We start from the raw sequence: 17,449 nt of genomic DNA, 5'->3' as shown, positions 1-17,449 counted from the left end.
TAAAAGTGAGGCAAAGGCAATGAAAAAATTAAACTATTTCTTCCTGTTTTTGACTGAAATACATCGCAATTCCTTTCTCGTAGTAAGCTGCTTCATTAATAAAAATAGGATAAACAGTAGACGCTCCCTCATAGAAAATATCTTTTCCTTCAAAAGTCAAAAACATTGGATCGCCTGGATGCAAAGGTTCATAATCCCTAAACTGAAGCTGGGGATGAATCATGGCTTGAATTTCCCTGTGTTGGCGCAGCCCACTGTAGGTATCGCTTCTCGGATAATCTATAGTCTTAATATATTTATAAAGTGTAAGGTAGTTGCTTGTCTGCGGAATATTACCCTGATTGCACCTTTCAAAATAATCTAAAACTGCATAAATAAGCTGTTCTGTCTCCTGAAATAATTTAGCGTTTAAAACATTTTGAGCTACAGCACCAACTTCTATCACAAAACCCAATTCGCACAAAGAACGGAGAAAACCATTTTCTTTGGATTCCTGATTAATAAAGACTTTCACCAAAGGATTGATAGAACTTAAATAAGCGCCTAACCGAAGCAAGAAAGGATGCATATCACAAAAAATCAGACTTAACCCCATATTGGCAGTTGTGCTATGCAAATCAACAATTACATCTACAAAGGGCTGATTTTGCGGTTGCAATATCTGTTGAATTGCTTTTGCCCGCATATCTTCATAACTTAAGAGTTGAGGATTTTGTAAACCTTGATTAGTGAAACAACGATTTAAATCTTTTTCAATGTATCGTTTGCCTTCTTCAATAGCTTTGAGATTGCCAAGTAATGCCAGAGTTTCAAAACTTGCCCTATTAATTAAATTAGGATATTGCTGAAACTTTTTGACTAAATGTACTCCTGTTAGCTCATTGCCGTGATTTCCTCCAACGATCGCAACTCGTTCAATCTGACTCATAACAACCTCATCTCTAAAAAACTACACTAAATCTTGTAAAAGCCTGACACAATGTCTACGAAGGGCTACGCCTACGCTCCATATTAGAGCCAAAATATGATAACTGTTAAGCTGTTAGATTTAGTACAAAAAGGGAGGAAATTTATGGAGCAGGACTTTCAAGCGATGGCTGAACTTTACAAAAACGCCCTCCTCAACGACGTACTCCCCTTTTGGGAAAAATATTCTCTCGATTGGCAGCAAGGCGGCTATTTTACCTGCCTCGATCGCGAAGGCAAAATTTATGATACAGACAAATTCATTTGGCTGCAAAACCGCCAAGTGTGGACTTTTTCGATGCTTTACAACCAGTTAGAAAAGCGCGAAAACTGGCTAAAAATTGCCAGCAATGGCGCTAATTTTCTCGCCCAACATGGCAGAGATAGCGATGGTAACTGGTACTTTGCCCTCACCCGTGAAGGAAAACCATTAGTTCACCCTTACAACATCTTTTCTGATTGCTTTGCAGCGATGGCATTTAGTCAATACGCACTCGCTGGCGGTGAAGAATGGGCAAAAGATGTAGCGATGCAAGCTTATAACAACGTATTACGCCGCAAAGATAACCCCAAGGGCAAATATAATAAAACCTATCCCGGCACACGCCCGATGAAATCATTGGCTGTACCGATGATTTTAGCCAACCTGACTCTAGAAATGGAATGGTTGTTACCAAAGGAAACACTAGAGAATGTCCTAGCTGAGACAGTCCACGAAGTAATGACCGATTTTCTCGACCAAGAACGGGGACTAATGTACGAAAACGTTGCCCCTGACGGTTCCCACATCGATAGTTTTGAGGGAAGGCTGATTAATCCAGGTCACGGTATCGAAGCGATGTGGTTTATCATGGACATCGCGCGTCGTCAAAACGACACCAAAACTATTAACCAAGCCGTTGATATAGTGCTAAATATTCTGAATTTTGCTTGGGATAAGGAGTACGGCGGATTGTATTACTTTATGGATGCAGATGGTCATCCCCCACAACAACTGGAATGGGATCAAAAATTGTGGTGGGTTCACCTAGAGTCATTGGTTGCATTAGCGATGGGTTATCGGTTGACAGGGCGTGAGGTGTGTTGGGAATGGTATCAAAAGATGCACGATTTCGCCTGGTCACACTTTGCTGATTCCGAGTATGGTGAATGGTTTGGCTACCTGAATCGGCGTGGGGAAGTATTGTTGAACCTCAAAGGTGGCAAATGGAAAGGATGTTTTCATGTACCGCGTGCATTGTACCTTTGCTGGCAGCAATTTGAGGCATTGTGATGCCTGCGGCGGTAAACAACGCAGTCAGTTTAATCTCTGCTAGTGTACAAGTACTATTGGAAAGATGTCTCATGAATGTTGTGACACCTAAACGATTTACGATCGCAGAATACCATCAATTGATTGAACTCGGATTTTTCACAGAGGGCGATCGTATTGAATTGATTCGCGGAGAACTGATTCAAATGACAGCAAAGGGAACGCCTCATACAGTTTGTAGTTCTATCCTATGCCGTCAATTGGATCGGCTTCTAGGCGATGGAGCAGTCATCCGTGGACAAGATCCGATCGCCCTTCCTAATCAAAGTGAGCCTGAGCCGGATGTTGTCATTGCACGAGGGAGAGATGAAGATTACCTAGCTCATCATCCCTATCCCGAAGATATTTTATTAGTGATTGAAATTTCAGATAAAACAATAGATTACGACCAAACAACCAAGCTGTCTTTGTATGCAGAAGCCGGAATTTCTGATTACTGGATTGTGAATTTATCGGCTCGTCAACTTGAGCGTCATAGCCAGCCATATCAAAATGCTCAAAATAAGTTTAGCTATCTCAGCAAGCAGATTTCTTTATCGAATCAGTCAGTGGCAATTCCTGGATTTGAAGATACATTATTAGATTTGAATCGGTTGTTTCCAGAGAGTACTAGTGAATGATTTTCGCTCATTTTCTAAAGTGAGTTAAGCTACTTATGCTTATTAGACAAACTAAACACAAAATGATGTAATTAAAAGTATTGCTTAAACAAAAAACTTTTAATATGAGAAAACTGTCTCTGATTCTTCCCTTAGCTATCCTAGCTTTTGGCAGTGTAGTTGTTAAGAGCCAAAAAATCTCCTCACCCAATACTTACACTCAATCTGTTACCCGTGAAGTTTTAGCGAGTGGTTATCCTGCTCAAGATCAAAAGCAAATTCTTGAGCTTGTACGCTATACCATCGCACCAAGAGTAAAACTCCCTACTCATACTCATCCGGGAATGCAGATTGAACGAGTAGAGGCGGGAAGTTTAACTTATACTGTTGTGCAAGGAGAAGCTAAAGTAACGAAAGCTAATGGCACAGAATTGATTCTTCAAAAAGGGAAAACTATACAGCTTACAGTGGGAGATTCTTTAATTGAATCTGCCGGAATGGTTCATTATGGAGAAAACCAAACAAACAAACCGATTATTCTGTTGTCTGCTTCTCTATTTAATGCTAATCAACCAAAAGCTATTTTAACCAATACTGAAAACAGATGAATTCGATGAGAATTGCAGGTTTGATTGAGTTTTATTCCTATACATTTTTATTTTTAGGCAAAATCTAAGCAGTATTGAGTAGATAGTAAGTCGAATTGTAGAAAAATACTTTCTCTAATGCTTGTTGCTAACTTAAGTAATCTTACAGTGGGGTAGTAACAAACAGCAAAGCTATAAAAGCAACAAAGCTTTGGAGTCACGAGCAAATGACAAGTCGAGAATTGCCAGATTCTAATCAAGAAATTCTGTTAGAAAGGTATCAAGTGCAACAGGAATTAGGCAAAAAAGCCGGACGGCGATCGCTGCTAACTCGTGACTTACAAACTCTAGAATTAGTAGTAGTCAAAATACTGTCCTTTGGTAATGAATTTGAATGGAATGACCTCAAACTATTTGAGCGGGAAGCTGAAACTCTCAAAGCACTCTCTCACCCAGCAATTCCCCGTTACCTTGACTACTTTGAGCTAGATTCACCCAACAGTAAAGGATTTGCACTCGTACAAAGTTATATCCCAGCCCAATCTCTAGAAGTACAACTCAAAGCTGGGCGTAGTTTCAGTGAAGAAGAAGTTAAGGAACTAGCAAAAGCCATTCTAGAAATTCTCAAATATCTGCATGGCCGTCAACCGCCCGTAATTCATCGTGATATCAAGCCAAGCAATATTCTACTAACAAATCGCTCTGGTAATAGTGTGGGTGAAGTCTACTTAGTAGATTTTGGTTCAGTGCAAACCATCGCCAGAACAAGCAGCACTATGACAGTTGTGGGAAGTTACGGCTATATGCCACCAGAACAATTTAATGGGAGAGCTACTCGTGCTTCAGACCTTTACAGTTTGGGCGCAACTTTAATTTACTTAGTAACAGGTCAACATCCAGGCGATTTACCCCAAACAGACCTACGAATTGAATTTGAAAAGGCTGCTAATATTAGTCTTGGTTTTAGCAGCTGGTTAAGGCGGATGACAGAACCTATTATGAGTAAACGCTTGGCTTCTACTGAAGATGCTATGCGAACCTTGGAGAAAGGAGGAGAAAATAATCAGAGTCAGTTTGAGAGTAGGGCAATTAATTCAATTCCTAAAAAACCTCCTGGTAGTAAAATCTTGTTGAATAAGAATGCTACTTTTATAAATATCATCATTCCAGGGGCAGGATTATTATCTATTCAAACACTTACATTTATAATTCTCTACTTTTTTATACTTTTTATGATGAGTATTCCGCTTTTAGGTGGTGATGGGAGTAGTTTATTTAGAGGTATTTTAGTCATTTCCCCTGTAGCTTTTTTTCTGATTTGTATATGTGTATTTGGGCGAAAGCAACTTTACATAAATCGCCAGCAGATTTATTTGATTTATAAAATATTTAAGCTTGAGCTTCACAATCCCTTTCCAAGTTCTAGACAAGAGATTTTACGTTTGGATATAAACAAAAGTGATTTCAATAAATATTATTTAACAATATGGGCAGGTATAAAAAAATATGTAATTTCTAATAATGAACTCGATATTTTTACTGTAACTCTTTTGGAACTAGACTGGCTAGCTCATGAACTTAGCGATTGGCTAGGCTTACCAATTACAAAAAAGTAAACTTTGTAGAGTAATGTGCTTATTTTTATTATTTAGTCTCTTCATCATTAATTACAAACTAAATTCTGCTGCGCCATCTTCATCCACATCTGCATCTCCACCTACACCAGTAGGTTTAAATTTAGAGCCATGAATTAATTCACCAAATACAATTCCTGGATTTTGGTGAAGAATATTCAGCACACTCATAAAATCTCGCACAATTTCCCCTGGTGTCAGTAATGCTTCTGCACCCAAACGATTAATAATTTCTTGCACAAACTCCTTCAACTCACGATTTGTCAAAGTCTGTTCATACCCAAAATTGAGTGCATGAATCTCGGCTAAACGTTGCAAGAGCGTCAATATTTCTGCTTCACTCAACGGATTTAACCGAATTACTGGCCCTAAATGTTCTTGAACATTAGCTTGTGCAACAAAACGACTTTCTTTTGTACGTCTTTGCCAAGCTTGGTCTGCAAAAAGTCCCCGTTTGGGGTCTTCTAAAAATTTAGTTGTTCCACCAACGACAATGCCAAGATGTTCTGCTTTACATTGCATGGTGTCGTTAAACATTGCCAGGAGTCGATTATAATTCTTTTCCCGCGTGACTGTAGTAGATATTTGATATAAATGTACGGCTTCATCAACTAAAATTAACAGTCCTTTATAGCCAATTTCAGCGACAAATTTAGCAAACAGTTTTATATAATCATACCAACTATCATCATCAATAATGACGCGTACTCCTAAAGCTGCTTTCGCCTCAACTTTAGTAGTAAATTCTCCCCGCAACCAACGCATTGCCGCATTTTTTAAATTCTCATCATCCATTCGGTAGCCACGCCAATAAGCGATAATCACGCTACCAAAATCAAAACCGTGAACTAAGTCTTCAATATACTGAACTACTTCTCTAATTTTCGATTCAACTTGGTCATCAAAACCATCGTCATTGGGACGCATTCCAGTTTCTTTAACCACTTCTTGTTGAATTTTATTAATCCATCCTTCTAAAATTGAGACTAAAGCACCACCATCAGGACGAGTTTTTGTAGCTAGGTGGCTCATTAATTCTCGATAGGTAGCGACACCTTCATTGTTACTTCCAGCTAATCGCCGTTCAGAAGATAAATCAGCATCAGCTACTACAAAACCTTGCTCCATAGCACGGTTACGAATTAGTTGCAGTAAAAAACTTTTGCCAGAACCGTAGTTACCAATTATAAAACGAAACGCTGCAACACCTTCTGCAATATCATCGAGATTTTGTAATAGGCTTTTGAGTTCTTTTTCTCGACCTACTGCGATATATTCAACTCCTACTCTTGGTACTACCCCCGCACCAAGAGAATTGATTAAAGCAGTGGATATTTTCTTCGAGATTTTGAGCTTTGCCATGTATTACACTTTGATTTATTCTAAACTCATAAGCACGCAGTAAGTAGCTAAGATACATCACCTTACTACTAAATATTACGACGGCAATAACAATTTAATTTGACGAAGTATGTCTGGTCATGAGGTCTTCATACATTGCAATCATTTTTTTGACATCTGTTATATGCTCCTGATAAACTTTTGGACTTTCGGAATCAGAATTGATTATTAATTCCCCAATCGTATCATTTGCGCGTTCATTTATAGAATCGATTAATAAATTTGGCATAGTGATATTTGCTTCGGCAATTGTTTTAATAGCACTATTAGGATTATCTTGTTCAACTATAGCTTTTAATACTTGTAACTCATGTCCAGGGAGATTTACTAAAAAATTAGTCCATTCTTCGGAGATATTTTCCGATGTCTCAATTACCGAATTTTCACTGATATCAGAAGATTCAATTATCTCGGAAAATGGAAACAATTCAATATCATCTTCTTGAGAATTATCAGACAAAGGCTCTGAATTAAACGTTTCTACTTGTTGTAGTAATTCCCATACTTGATTTTGTAATGAGTCTCGTTCTTCTTGCAATAATGAAACTTGGCCTTGTAATTGCTGTAATTCGGCCTTGTGTTCTGCTAGTTGGGTTTGTGAATAATTAAGAATAGCTTGGATATTTTCTCTTTCAGTTTTGGTTGCTACCAGCAATTGATTATTTTGGGTTGTCTCAACTTCTAGCTCTTGAATTGCAATTCGCAGTTCGTATAATTTTTCTTCTAATTGGGGTTTGAGTCTGCCTAAAAGAGTTAAATTACTTTCAATTTCTTGTTTCTCGTGTTGTAGCTCAGAAATTTGACTTTGCAATTGAGTGATTTCAGCGCGAGATACATTACAATTTGACTCTAAACGGCGCTTCTCTGCTGTGAGAATAGAAAAAGCATTGTTCAATTCAGTTTGATTGTTCTGCAAATTATTAATTTCAGTTTGCAGGCTACTAACTTCTGTTTCTAATTGCTTCTTTTGTCCGGCAAATGTTCTTAATTCTCGATGTAGACTATCTCTTTGGCTACGGCTTTCTATAACTTGATTTTGCAGTTGTTGTGATTCAGCATAAAGTAAATTATGATGTTCTTCAATTTGATTGATTTCTCTAACAACACGAGCCTTTAATCCCTCCATCTCTTTAATTCGCTTACGCAGAGAACCTAAAACAAACATTTCATAATTTCTGCGCCGCTTATCTATGAATAATGCTGTTGTATGGATAGTAACGGCAGTAATTACACCTGTGAGAAAGGCTTTATTAAAATCCCAGCTTGGGACAAGGCTAAGACCAAAACTCACACTAAAGGCAACTATCACTAGTATAAATCTATTGCCGATCGTTACTGATTGCATATTGCTGGTTTTTAGCGTAGTTAAATTATCTGAATAAGTAGCTCTCATAGTAATTTGTAATTCCTAATTCGTAATTCGTAATTTGTAATTAAAAAACACATACACATAAAATACTTAATCCAAGTGGTTTATCTGGGAAATCAAGATATTTTTCTCAATTTTGGTATCAGAATTGTTATGAAATCTCTAATTTTAGTTAATATTGCATAACATTGTTCTGTAAGTTACAAAAAAGCGCAATCATTAATGAAATAATTTTAATGTTAAGCGTTGGATATATTTTTATTTGCATGAAAAATTGTTAAATCTGCTTTTAAAAAATCAACAAACTGCCGTGCTGTACGTCCAGAACGACCATTATGACGAGTTGCCCATTGTAATGCCTGAAATTCTAAATCTTCTTGGGTAATATTAATTTCAGCTTGTGCCACTAGATGTTGTACAATTTTTAAGTAAGTTTTCTGATTGGCTGGTTCAAATGTCAAGGTTAAACCGAAGCGATCGCTAAACGAAAGCTTCTCCTGCATCGTATCCCAGGCATGGATTTCCTCGTTATCCTTGGGAGTAGGTCTATCCACAAAAAACTCCCGAATCAAGTGGCGGCGATTGGAAGTAGCATACACAACTACATTTTGCGGTCGCGCCGTTAAATTACCTTCTAAAACTACCTTGAGGGCTTTAAAGGCATCATCATCTTCTTCAAATGAAAGGTCATCGACAAAGATAATAAATTTTTGTGACACACCCCGTAAATGTTCCACGATTTCTGGTAGGTCTTTTAAATCAGATTTTGCTACTTCCAATAAGCGGAGGCTGCGATTGCTATATTCATTCAACAAAGATTTCACTAAAGAAGATTTGCCAGAACCGCGACTACCGTAAAGTAATACATGCAGTGCCATCTCTCCTGATAATAAAAACTCAGTATTTTTCAGCAAAGCATCTTTTTGAGATTCGTAACCGACAAGCGAACTCAGTTTAACCGGGTCAGAATACCTAATACCGATAAACTGCCCAGATTGCCAGCGTAAAGCGCGATATTCTGCAAATAAACCAGAGCCACATTGCCGATAATAAGCTGCTAATTCTTCTACAGCATCACCCCAATTATCTAACTCTTGTAGATATGTAATGAATTTTGTCTCTACTCCTAGCAATTCTTGCTCTTTATACCACACTACTGGTGAAATCGGCATGTGAGCTACGCTTTGTACCCACTCGCTCAAAGAAGCGCTGCTACACTCATAGAGACTTTGCAATACTTGTAAATCATGCTGAACTGCTGTTACTAAAGCTGGGGGCAAATCTTCAAATTCTTGCACTCCCGCTAGCTTTGTAAAGGGATTCTCAGAGAAGAGAATTTGAGTAATTAAATAGTCTTCCCAGTTTTGATTTCTAGCAGCCAAAGCGTAAAAGTAATTGCCGTAAGCTTGGAGACAACCCCGTGCATCGGTGTCAGTGTAACGTATAGCTTGCAACAGTTCCAGAAATGCCATCCCGACTTCGCCTTGCAGAACAGATTGGTACAGTAAAAGTGAGGCTGCTTGGCGCTGGAGATATTGAATTTTTGTATATGAAGAAGTATTTGCCATTGGCATCGCTTGATTATCCATCAATTAACTGTGTGGTATAGCTAAATAGCTATGGTAAATTGTCTGCTGACCCTGGCAGTAAAGTCAAAGTCTACATAGGTTTTAACAATGAATTTAAGTATAATTGCTGCTTTTGCCTACGGTATTTTAGCGATTGTTGGTGGGGTTATTGGCTACATTCAAGCTACAAGTAAAGTTTCACTCTTAAGTGGTAGCATTAGCGGTTTATTACTAATACTTGCCGCTTACTTTCAACTCCAAGGACAAACTTGGGGTGCGATTTTAGCAGTGTTAGTTACTGCTGTTCTAGTAGCTTTCTTTGTATTAAGACTAGTAAAAACACGCAAATTTATGCCTGCGGGATTAATGACAATTTTGGGTATGCTGGCATTGGCGGTGATGGTGAATCAATTTGTGGCTTTAAGGTAGCATTAGTCTCTCAGCAATAACCACCCTCCTGTTTTTTTTGGTATGGCATGACTTTCCCTGCTTTGAATTATATTAGTACATGTATATTACTGTGACTTGTTACCTTTGCCTAATAACTTCTAGCATTCTCAATGAGTTATAGCGATTCTGTCTAAATAAGGTAAACGGGTAGAGGCGCACAGTACCTTTATCAAGGTGAGTCAAATTGTTGGCAAATATAGCTGAGTGTTGTTAGCGTCAGCGAGGCGTTTAGTTTGTGCTGAGTCAAAACCCAGTTGTTTCAAAACAGGACTTACGCAACTGGCATATTATTTTCAATTCGTAGTGTTCGCGTAGTGTCTCGCAGAGAGGACTTTAGGGACTTCCAAATAAAAAAACATCCCAAATTTTCTTGTGGGATGGGTGTCCCCACCCGTCCCAGATTTAGGGCGGGCTTTTCGGCCCACCCCACAGAAAGGGACAATATAGAACCTTTTCCCCTTCCCCTCGCCCCTTATCCCCTTCTTGGGACCCCACTTTCCCCTTTTCCCCTTCTTGGAACCCCACTTTCCCCTTTTCCCGACAAATGCCAAGAAGTCTACTTTAGTAGTTCGGCACCTCCTCGTTGTGGTGGCTGTGGGCTAGTTGATGTAGTCGGACTGGGTGCGGTATTGGAATTAGGAGATGGGGTATTTTGGGAAGCAGGATTAAATATATTGACTAAGACTTGTACTAGGGCATCTCGTTGGCTGCGGGTGAGACTTTTGATAGCTTTGCGATCGCCTTCTATCGGATTTTCCCGTAGTGAGTCATTCCCTGGATAGGTAGTATCATACATAATTTCGTTCACACCCAGGTAATCAGCTAAAGTCAGCTTCCAATCTAAGCGATAAATGGGGGCCCGCCCTTTGGTATAAATGTGATATCTAATGAGGCGATTTGCTAAAGTGTTGTTTTCGGCAACTTTCCCATTTTCTTTACTGATATACTTATTTTCTCGTGGAAAATCTGGCAATTGTTGATACACTAGCTGCCAAACATCACTAGGCGTGACTCTCTGGGCAGAAGCAGGTTGGATACTAAATAAATTTCTATGTATTGATTTATCCGCTCCTGAACCTAAAACAATTACACTCACTAGTATTAAGGTAAGCAGTAGTGGTGTTAGCAGGAGCGGGGCGTTTCGCTTGTACTGAGTTGTGAGTTTTGAGAAAATTAATTTAAATAGAAATTTTTTCTTTTTCATAAAACAATATTTTGGGCGTTGCTGAGTGAAAAGATGAATTTGCCTGATTCGGCACTCAGCACTCAGCAATCAGCACTAAATCTTATAGTTCGCCGATAATTTCTGGTTGAGTCAACTCATCGGACATTTCGATAATTGCCCTTAGCACCGGCTTCATCATCGCATCTTCGTTACTTTCAAAGTCTTCGTAACGCCGACGTTTAGCACGATTTGCTACCTGAACCGTAATGCGGTATCGATTTGAGGCTGCACTAATCAGATCCTCAGCACGGTGCATAATCTGAGATTGAGTTGTCTCGAACTTAGAACGCTTTAGCATAATCAGTGGTTCTTGGGGTCATTCTCCAGTGTAACAGTACGAAATCAGTCTACTGCTGTCTGTTAAATCGCCAGCAACCTCTCTATTGATAGAAGCTAAAAGTATTTTACTCACTTTATAAGTAACTTGTAGTATTAAATAACGCACCCTCATGGCTGACCTTGTGGAAACTGCGATCGCAGCAGGTAATTTCAATACCTTAATAAAAGCTGCTAAAGCTGTAAATTTCATCGAAACTTTGAAAAGCCCTGGTTCTTTCACGCTCTTTGCACCGACTGACGAAGCTTTTGCTAATTTGCCAGAGGGAACTTTAGACTCGCTACTACAAGATATCCCCAAGCTCCAGAAAATTGTGGCGTATCATATCGCTAGTGGGGATGTTAGGTCTGATGATTTGGTACAGATTAACGAGGCAGAGACCCTTGAAGGGTCAATTGTCGCCATTGAATCTGCCGACGGTAAATTTAAGGTAAATAACGCCAATGTCCTCAAAACAGATATTCTGGCAGACAATGGCGTGATCCATATTATTGATGCGGTGTTGGTGCCTGCAATGGTGGCGGGGAAGTAAGGGCAGAGGTGCAGAGGTGCAGAGGCGCTGGGGGGCTGAGGGGAAAGACTTACTGCAACTGACTTCTCCTCGGTCACTGAGCGTAGCCGTTCGCGCAGCGTCTCGTAGAGAAGTGCTGCTCCCCTACTCCCTACTCCCCACTCCCCACTCCCAGAATACAGCCATTGCGTGCGGGAATAGTTAATGACAACTGCCGATCTCCTTCACTATTCCACTCAACTTCAGCAGTGCCATATAAAAGTTTGTTGGGTTGAGTACGCAAAGTAGCGATATCTGCATTCGCTGTTGCCGAACTTGTGCCAGCGTTGAGGGCAATTATTAATTCTTCTGTCCCCAAAGTCCGTGCAAAGATATAAAGTTGTCCTTGAGCATAGAGGACTTGGTAATCACCTGTACGCAAGGCTGGATAAGTGTGGCGGAGGGCAATTAACTGGCGGTGAGTATTAAAAATTTCTTGATTCCAGTTACTCTCTAAAGGAAAGCCACGGCGGGAGTCGGGATCTATTGCACCAGGTAAACCAACTTCATCACCATAGTAGATGCTGGGGGCGCCGGGAAAGGTGAGTAACAGTAGAGTTGACAACTCTATACTGGCGATATCGCCGCCTGCAATGGTCATCAATCGGGCTGTATCGTGACTTGCAAGCAAATTGAGTTGAGTTAACTGAATCTCCCAAGGGTAAAGTTGCAGTACTTCTTGGATTTTGGTAGCGTACTCGGCAGCAAATAAGGGTGGGTAGGGTTGATAGTCGCGGCTTTGGACTTGTTCTAAGACTACGCGATCGCCTGCTGCAAAGGCAATTGTCGGCCCAGCAAATAGATAATTCATCACGCCGTCAAATTGCGTTCCATCCAACCACTCGCGGGAATCTCCCCAGACTTCGCCCACAATATAAGCTTCGGGATTGATGGCTTTGACGCGATCGCGAAATTCCTGCCAAAAACCAGGAGTTTTTATTTCAAATGGTACATCCAATCGCCAACCATCAATGCCGAATTTAATCCAATATTCGGCAATTTCCATAATGTATTCTCGTACTTCTGGATTGTCGTGGTTAAATTCTGGCAAGGCGCGATTTCCCGCCCAACCTACGTAATTGGCAGGGAATTCGCCATTGTAAGCCGAAAGGGGCCAGCCTTCTATTTTGAACCAATTTACCCAAGGTGAATGGGGGCCATTTTCTAAAACGTCGTGGAAAAAGAAAAAGCCCCGGCTGGAATGGTTAAATACCCCATCCAGAACAACTTTGATATTCCGTTGATGGGCTGCATCAAGTAATTCTTTAAAAGCCTCGTTGCCCCCTAACATCGGGTCAACTCGATAATAATCGTGGGTATGATAGCGGTGATTGCTGGCGGATTGAAAAATGGGTGTGAAATAAATCGCGTTAATCCCCAAATTCTGGATGTAATCTAAACCCTCCATAATGCCCCATAAATCGCCGCCTTTATAGCCCTGAAGGGTTGGCATAGAATCCCAATCTTCCCAACGGGCCTCTTGCAATAACCGTTTGCGTGGCTGTTTGCTTCTGGCAAAACGATCTGGGAAGATTTGGTAGAAAACAGCGTGCTTCACCCAGTCTGGTGTTTGAATTTGCATGAAATGAATAATTTTTTGTATGTTCAGAAGCGATCGTTGCAAATATTAGCTTCTTTATGGCTCTTACTTATGATAGAGAATCTGTGATTTCTCAGTATTCATTAGTGATTTAGCCTTTTTGATGCTGTTTTATACGCAAATGTTATCAGTCTTAACTATTTTGACTACAATTTATTTTAGTTTTTAACAGTTCATATACACAGACTCGTCACTGATTGCATTCTGAGTCTTAAATCTTCTTTAATAAATTTATTTATTACTTAATTCTTCTTAATTTTATTTTCTTCACTTTGTCCGTAATGATTTAGGCAGATGATGGATTAGTTTAATATAACGCCATGTGCGACTTTCTCTCAAACCTAACCCCTTCCCTACTAGCGTTGGGGAGCAAAAATCAAAGCCTCTCTCTTTTTAGGAGAGAGGAATGGAAGTGAGGTCAGAATATTAAGTTGCACATCGCGTATAGCAATCTTAAATGAGATTGTGAAAATTTTTGTTATGGTTGTCCTTGGCGATTTGTCAAGAGTAATTTGTGATTAGAAAGGACAAATGACTAATGACAGCCGACTCCAAAAATATTTCACAAATAATTTAGGACTACTATAGTTTCAGAAAAATTACTGTTACCTTAGATTTCGGTAATTCTTAGATGCAACCGAGCGAAAATGTCTCAGTTACCACAGAAAATCACTATGAGGGATACGCAATTTCAGAATATGAGTTAAGGGACTGACAAATAATAAAATATCCCAATATTTCTTGTAGGATGGGCGTCTCGCCCGTCTTGTGAACTGGGCGCTCATGTTGCCATTGGTGTCAACTTCACGTCAAACCGAACGTCCGCCAGAACGTCCGCCAGAACGTCCGCCAGAACGTCCGCCAGAACGTCCGCCAGGGATTAAAATCCCTGATAGCAAAAGTCCTCTGAAGAGGACTGAAGATTACAGTCCATTTTAATGGACTTGGATTATTAGACCGCCGTTTTAACGGTGGGCGGACGCACAACTGAAGTTGACACCACTGGCTTTTCGGCCCACCCCACAATATTGGATAATTTATTTTTTGGAGTTCCCTAAGAATTAGCAATTGTCTTAAGAATAACTCTTACGTCCTAAACTTATTTGATGTTATCTATAAAATAAATAGATAACTATAGTCGCATCAAATAATCGAAGCGACAAAACTACATAGACTGTGTTAATCCTAGAGCGACTTATCCTGCTATAACCACTACTTTGTTGACGGCAACTCAATTCAATTTAAGGTAAAAATGAGACACGAAAAACTTTCTCCTGGACTACTTTTAGCATATCAAGATTATCAAAATGAAGGAGATCGAGCTTTAGTTACACACAAGCGATCGCTTGGCATCATTGCCCATAAAAGCCCGGTTAAGCCCACTAAAAGCGTCGTTTTTATCTACTGCGATCCTGATGCAGACTTAAGTTATCTATCACAATATAATATTGAAGTCAATCAAAACTCCGGGAGTGTGCGAACAGCTTTCTTACCCATAGAGAGTTTAGATGTCTTATCTGAAGAAGATGTGATTGTGCGGATTAAGCCATCACGCAAACTTCATTTGAGGATGGACACTGCAATGGGAACAGTCAAACTGCCGGAATTTAAGCATCAAACCGGATTGACAGGTAAAGGAGTAATCATCGGTATTATAGACAGTGGCATCGATCCGAAACACCCCGCCTTTGCTGGACGAATTTTACACATTTGGGATCAAACACTACCAGGGCCAGGAGTCACAGAGGGCGGCTATGGGGCTGAATTTACCGGAGCGCAACTGACAGTTTCTCAGGATACTGGCGGTCATGGTACTCACGTCGCTGGCATTGCCGCTGGTGCCGATGCTAGTTATGGTGGTGTCGCACCAGAAGCGGAATTAGTTGTCGTCAGGTCAGATTTACAAGATGCCCACATTGCAGATGGTGTGCGTTACATTTTTCGAGTTGCTAGAGAGTTGGGACGCCCAGCAGTGGTCAATCTCAGCTTGGGCGGACACGCTGATGCTCATGATGGTAGCGATTCCTTATCCAAAGTTATCGATGCCGAAACTGGCCCTGGAAGAATTGTTTGCTGTGCAGCCGGTAACGAAGGAAACGATAACATTCATGGACAAGCGACAATACCCAGTGGACGCACTCGTGGTATGCGCTTCAATGTCCCTTTGAATCAAGTAGGCATCGTTTGGTTAAACGCTTGGTATGCCAAAGACAGCGAATTAGAAGTATCTGTGCGGAGTCCTAACGGTTTTGTTACTCCCTTCCAAAAAATTATTACTGAAGGTAATGCCGCCCAAGATTACCAATTACCAGATGCACGAGTGCAATTAGCGACACCAGCACCAGATAAAGCTAACGGCGACCATAATTTCTTTGTACAAATACGCGGTATTGACCCCTCGCCAGTAATGGGAGGTATTTGGCAGTTGCGAGTCCGCAACACTTCTTCAACTGACACATGTTTAAATGTGTGGACACTAGATGATAGTTCATCAGTATTTTTCACTGGTAAAAGTGTGAAAGATGCCTTAAAAATTGGTTCGCCGGGAGCCGCCAGCAGTGCAATTACAGTTGCCGCCTATACTACTAAAACCAAGTACACAGATATTGATGGCCAAGTGCGAGAAATGGGCTTAGAATTGGATACTATTTCGGAATTTAGTAGTGAAGGGCCTCTACGCAATGATGGACAGAAGCCTGATGTAGCAGCACCAGGAGCAATGATTGTTTCCACCCTTTCCGCCGATGCTAATTTTGACCGCTCATCGATGATTAACTCCAAGTTTGTGGTGCAGGCTGGTACGAGTATGGCGACACCGTTTGTTAGTGGGTTAGTAGCACTGCTGTTGCAGCGAGATCCTAAACTCGATCCGGCTGCTGTCAAAGACTTGCTACGTAAAAATAGTGCGATTCCCGGCAAACCCGCAGGCACATTTGATGACAAATGGGGTTATGGAGTAATTAACGCTTTGAATCTGTAATTAGACTGAAAATGATGGATATTATTTCTGTACAAGGGTAGGTAACAAAAATCTATAAATTTGATAACTTAGGGTAGACAATTATTGCCTACCCTGTTTACCAAGGAGTTGCTGGTGAATTATCAGAAACTAGATGCCGCTCTTGCGACAGCGCTAAATGATGTTAAAGATTCCGAAGAAAGTAGTTTGGCAGTTTTTATCCATACTGAACCAATTTTAAACCCTGCTGCAACTGCTATTTTAGAAAGTTTAGGCGTTAGTGGTGTTAGCAGTGGCAAAGATATTTTCACAGCAACACTTTCACCAAATGCCATTTCCCAGTTATCAGAGCAACCTTGGGTGATGAGTCTGAAGCGATCGCAGCAATTAAGTTTGGTTAATAGAAAAATAAATATAGGCAAGTTGGGCGTTTAATGGGTATTGTCTACCTTTTGTACAGATAATTTTTTGCTGTTACTGTGAATCAGGTTTTGGTTTTTCTGGAAACTTACACTTCACTTGAATTTCCAGATTACTTTCAGCAGAGCCTTCGGTAATGTAAGGAATGCCAGCCTTCCCACCCAGCTTAATGCCAAATTTAAGACTTACCTCCTCAATCTCCGCAGTATTAAAGTCTTTAAAAGCACTCAGAGCATAGATAGTATAAGAGCGAATCATTTGCCGAGCTTGTTGCATCCGAGCGATCGCATCTGTTCGCACATCCTTGTATTCTATGCCATCGTCGTCCTCCTCAATTTCCGAAGTTATTTCGGTTGCTGTAACATTAATCTCAATCTGCTCAATCTCCCCGTCTGCTTCAAAAAATAGTTGCTGTACTTCTGACATAAGCTACCTCGATTAAAGTTTTGTAACGTATCTGAATAAATTTCAG

The 17,449-nt window shown here is 40.3% G+C and carries 17 protein-coding genes; 9 read left to right on the top strand and 8 right to left on the bottom strand.

The annotated features are described in order from the left end of the window. Positions 1-28: 28 nt before the first annotated feature. Positions 29-928, bottom strand: coding sequence for an aspartoacylase (locus ACR5KR_RS13335; RefSeq protein ID WP_448266843.1), 900 nt, complete (start codon positions 926-928; stop codon positions 29-31). A 144-nt stretch (positions 929-1,072) separates the two neighbouring features. On the opposite strand from ACR5KR_RS13335, the gene ACR5KR_RS13330 reads away from it, so the two are divergent. The 4 genes from ACR5KR_RS13330 to ACR5KR_RS13315 all read left to right on the top strand — a co-directional run bounded on the left by ACR5KR_RS13330 (position 1,073) and on the right by ACR5KR_RS13315 (position 5,080). Continuing rightward, a complete protein-coding gene (locus tag ACR5KR_RS13330) occupies positions 1,073-2,239 on the top strand; it encodes an AGE family epimerase/isomerase (protein ID WP_448266842.1) in 1,167 nt (388 codons plus the stop codon). 71 nt (positions 2,240-2,310) lie between these two features. After that, the gene (locus ACR5KR_RS13325; RefSeq protein WP_448270189.1) at positions 2,311-2,898 is read left to right on the top strand and encodes a Uma2 family endonuclease; all 588 of its coding nucleotides are present in this window, start codon (positions 2,311-2,313) and stop codon (positions 2,896-2,898) included. Between the two features lie 104 nt (positions 2,899-3,002). Continuing rightward, a complete protein-coding gene (locus ACR5KR_RS13320; protein WP_448266841.1) occupies positions 3,003-3,485 on the top strand; it encodes a cupin domain-containing protein in 483 nt (160 codons plus the stop codon). A gap of 206 nt (positions 3,486-3,691) precedes the next feature. Continuing rightward, on the top strand, positions 3,692-5,080 hold the full coding sequence (locus tag ACR5KR_RS13315) for a serine/threonine protein kinase (protein ID WP_448266840.1): 1,389 nt from the start codon (positions 3,692-3,694) through the stop codon (positions 5,078-5,080). A gap of 51 nt (positions 5,081-5,131) precedes the next feature. On the opposite strand, the gene ACR5KR_RS13310 is transcribed toward ACR5KR_RS13315, so the two are convergent. The 3 genes from ACR5KR_RS13310 to ACR5KR_RS13300 form a co-directional block, all read right to left on the bottom strand. Further along, positions 5,132-6,460, bottom strand: coding sequence for an ATP-binding protein (locus ACR5KR_RS13310; RefSeq protein ID WP_448266839.1), 1,329 nt, complete (start codon positions 6,458-6,460; stop codon positions 5,132-5,134). Positions 6,461-6,554: 94 nt separating this feature from the next. Continuing rightward, entirely contained in the window at positions 6,555-7,892 is a 1,338-nt protein-coding gene (locus ACR5KR_RS13305; protein WP_448266838.1) for a tellurite resistance TerB C-terminal domain-containing protein, read from the bottom strand. 215 nt (positions 7,893-8,107) lie between these two features. Continuing rightward, complete coding sequence (locus ACR5KR_RS13300) at positions 8,108-9,457, bottom strand: ATP-binding protein (protein ID WP_448266837.1); 1,350 nt, start codon at positions 9,455-9,457, stop codon at positions 8,108-8,110. An 87-nt stretch (positions 9,458-9,544) separates the two neighbouring features. On the opposite strand from ACR5KR_RS13300, the gene ACR5KR_RS13295 reads away from it, so the two are divergent. After that, positions 9,545-9,865, top strand: a complete 321-nt coding sequence (locus ACR5KR_RS13295; RefSeq protein ID WP_448266836.1) for a TMEM14 family protein — start codon at positions 9,545-9,547, stop codon at positions 9,863-9,865. A gap of 577 nt (positions 9,866-10,442) precedes the next feature. Here the strand turns inward: ACR5KR_RS13295 and ACR5KR_RS13290 are convergent. Beyond that, positions 10,443-11,090, bottom strand: coding sequence for a hypothetical protein (locus ACR5KR_RS13290; protein WP_448266835.1), 648 nt, complete (start codon positions 11,088-11,090; stop codon positions 10,443-10,445). An 82-nt stretch (positions 11,091-11,172) separates the two neighbouring features. Beyond that, a complete protein-coding gene (locus ACR5KR_RS13285) occupies positions 11,173-11,409 on the bottom strand; it encodes a DNA-directed RNA polymerase subunit omega (protein ID WP_094351515.1) in 237 nt (78 codons plus the stop codon). 151 nt (positions 11,410-11,560) lie between these two features. On the opposite strand from ACR5KR_RS13285, the gene ACR5KR_RS13280 reads away from it, so the two are divergent. Next, entirely contained in the window at positions 11,561-11,980 is a 420-nt protein-coding gene (locus tag ACR5KR_RS13280; RefSeq protein ID WP_445631973.1) for a fasciclin domain-containing protein, read from the top strand. 130 nt (positions 11,981-12,110) lie between these two features. Here the strand turns inward: ACR5KR_RS13280 and ACR5KR_RS13275 are convergent, their stop codons facing one another. After that, positions 12,111-13,580, bottom strand: a complete 1,470-nt coding sequence (locus tag ACR5KR_RS13275) for a glycoside hydrolase family 13 protein (protein WP_448266834.1) — start codon at positions 13,578-13,580, stop codon at positions 12,111-12,113. Positions 13,581-14,366: 786 nt separating this feature from the next. On the opposite strand from ACR5KR_RS13275, the gene ACR5KR_RS13270 reads away from it, so the two are divergent. From ACR5KR_RS13270 to ACR5KR_RS13260, 3 genes are all read left to right on the top strand, one after another. Beyond that, positions 14,367-14,537, top strand: a complete 171-nt coding sequence (locus ACR5KR_RS13270; protein ID WP_448266833.1) for a hypothetical protein — start codon at positions 14,367-14,369, stop codon at positions 14,535-14,537. Between the two features lie 313 nt (positions 14,538-14,850). After that, positions 14,851-16,578 carry a S8 family peptidase gene (locus ACR5KR_RS13265; protein ID WP_448266832.1) on the top strand — a complete coding sequence of 576 codons (1,728 nt, stop codon included), beginning with the start codon at positions 14,851-14,853 and terminating at the stop codon, positions 16,576-16,578. Between the two features lie 114 nt (positions 16,579-16,692). Beyond that, positions 16,693-16,992: a hypothetical protein gene (locus ACR5KR_RS13260; protein ID WP_448266831.1), complete on the top strand. Its 300-nt coding sequence runs from the start codon at positions 16,693-16,695 to the stop codon at positions 16,990-16,992. Positions 16,993-17,031: 39 nt separating this feature from the next. On the opposite strand, the gene ACR5KR_RS13255 is transcribed toward ACR5KR_RS13260, so the two are convergent. Beyond that, on the bottom strand, positions 17,032-17,403 hold the full coding sequence (locus ACR5KR_RS13255) for a CU044_2847 family protein (RefSeq protein ID WP_448266830.1): 372 nt from the start codon (positions 17,401-17,403) through the stop codon (positions 17,032-17,034). Positions 17,404-17,449 lie beyond the last annotated feature (46 nt).

The sequence above is a fragment of the Nostoc sp. DSM 114159 genome (assembly GCF_053470285.1).
The sequence above is the reverse complement of the archived record's forward strand: the minus strand, read 5'-3'. Positions and strand labels throughout refer to the sequence as shown.

Bases quoted from the DNA above. Each gene is read 5' to 3' on its own strand.
- ACR5KR_RS13290 (WP_448266835.1), bottom strand. From the start codon at position 11,090: ATGAAAAAGAAAAAATTTCTATTTAAATTAATTTTCTCAAAACTCACA.
- ACR5KR_RS13325 (WP_448270189.1), top strand. From the start codon at position 2,311: ATGAATGTTGTGACACCTAAACGATTTACGATCGCAGAATACCATCAA.
- ACR5KR_RS13310 (WP_448266839.1), bottom strand. From the start codon at position 6,460: ATGGCAAAGCTCAAAATCTCGAAGAAAATATCCACTGCTTTAATCAAT.
- ACR5KR_RS13305 (WP_448266838.1), bottom strand. From the start codon at position 7,892: ATGAGAGCTACTTATTCAGATAATTTAACTACGCTAAAAACCAGCAAT.
- ACR5KR_RS13335 (WP_448266843.1), bottom strand. From the start codon at position 928: ATGAGTCAGATTGAACGAGTTGCGATCGTTGGAGGAAATCACGGCAAT.
- ACR5KR_RS13265 (WP_448266832.1), top strand. From the start codon at position 14,851: ATGAGACACGAAAAACTTTCTCCTGGACTACTTTTAGCATATCAAGAT.
- ACR5KR_RS13285 (WP_094351515.1), bottom strand. From the start codon at position 11,409: ATGCTAAAGCGTTCTAAGTTCGAGACAACTCAATCTCAGATTATGCAC.
- ACR5KR_RS13315 (WP_448266840.1), top strand. From the start codon at position 3,692: ATGACAAGTCGAGAATTGCCAGATTCTAATCAAGAAATTCTGTTAGAA.
- ACR5KR_RS13320 (WP_448266841.1), top strand. From the start codon at position 3,003: ATGAGAAAACTGTCTCTGATTCTTCCCTTAGCTATCCTAGCTTTTGGC.
- ACR5KR_RS13330 (WP_448266842.1), top strand. From the start codon at position 1,073: ATGGAGCAGGACTTTCAAGCGATGGCTGAACTTTACAAAAACGCCCTC.
- ACR5KR_RS13255 (WP_448266830.1), bottom strand. From the start codon at position 17,403: ATGTCAGAAGTACAGCAACTATTTTTTGAAGCAGACGGGGAGATTGAG.
- ACR5KR_RS13280 (WP_445631973.1), top strand. From the start codon at position 11,561: ATGGCTGACCTTGTGGAAACTGCGATCGCAGCAGGTAATTTCAATACC.
- ACR5KR_RS13295 (WP_448266836.1), top strand. From the start codon at position 9,545: ATGAATTTAAGTATAATTGCTGCTTTTGCCTACGGTATTTTAGCGATT.
- ACR5KR_RS13300 (WP_448266837.1), bottom strand. From the start codon at position 9,457: ATGGATAATCAAGCGATGCCAATGGCAAATACTTCTTCATATACAAAA.
- ACR5KR_RS13275 (WP_448266834.1), bottom strand. From the start codon at position 13,580: ATGCAAATTCAAACACCAGACTGGGTGAAGCACGCTGTTTTCTACCAA.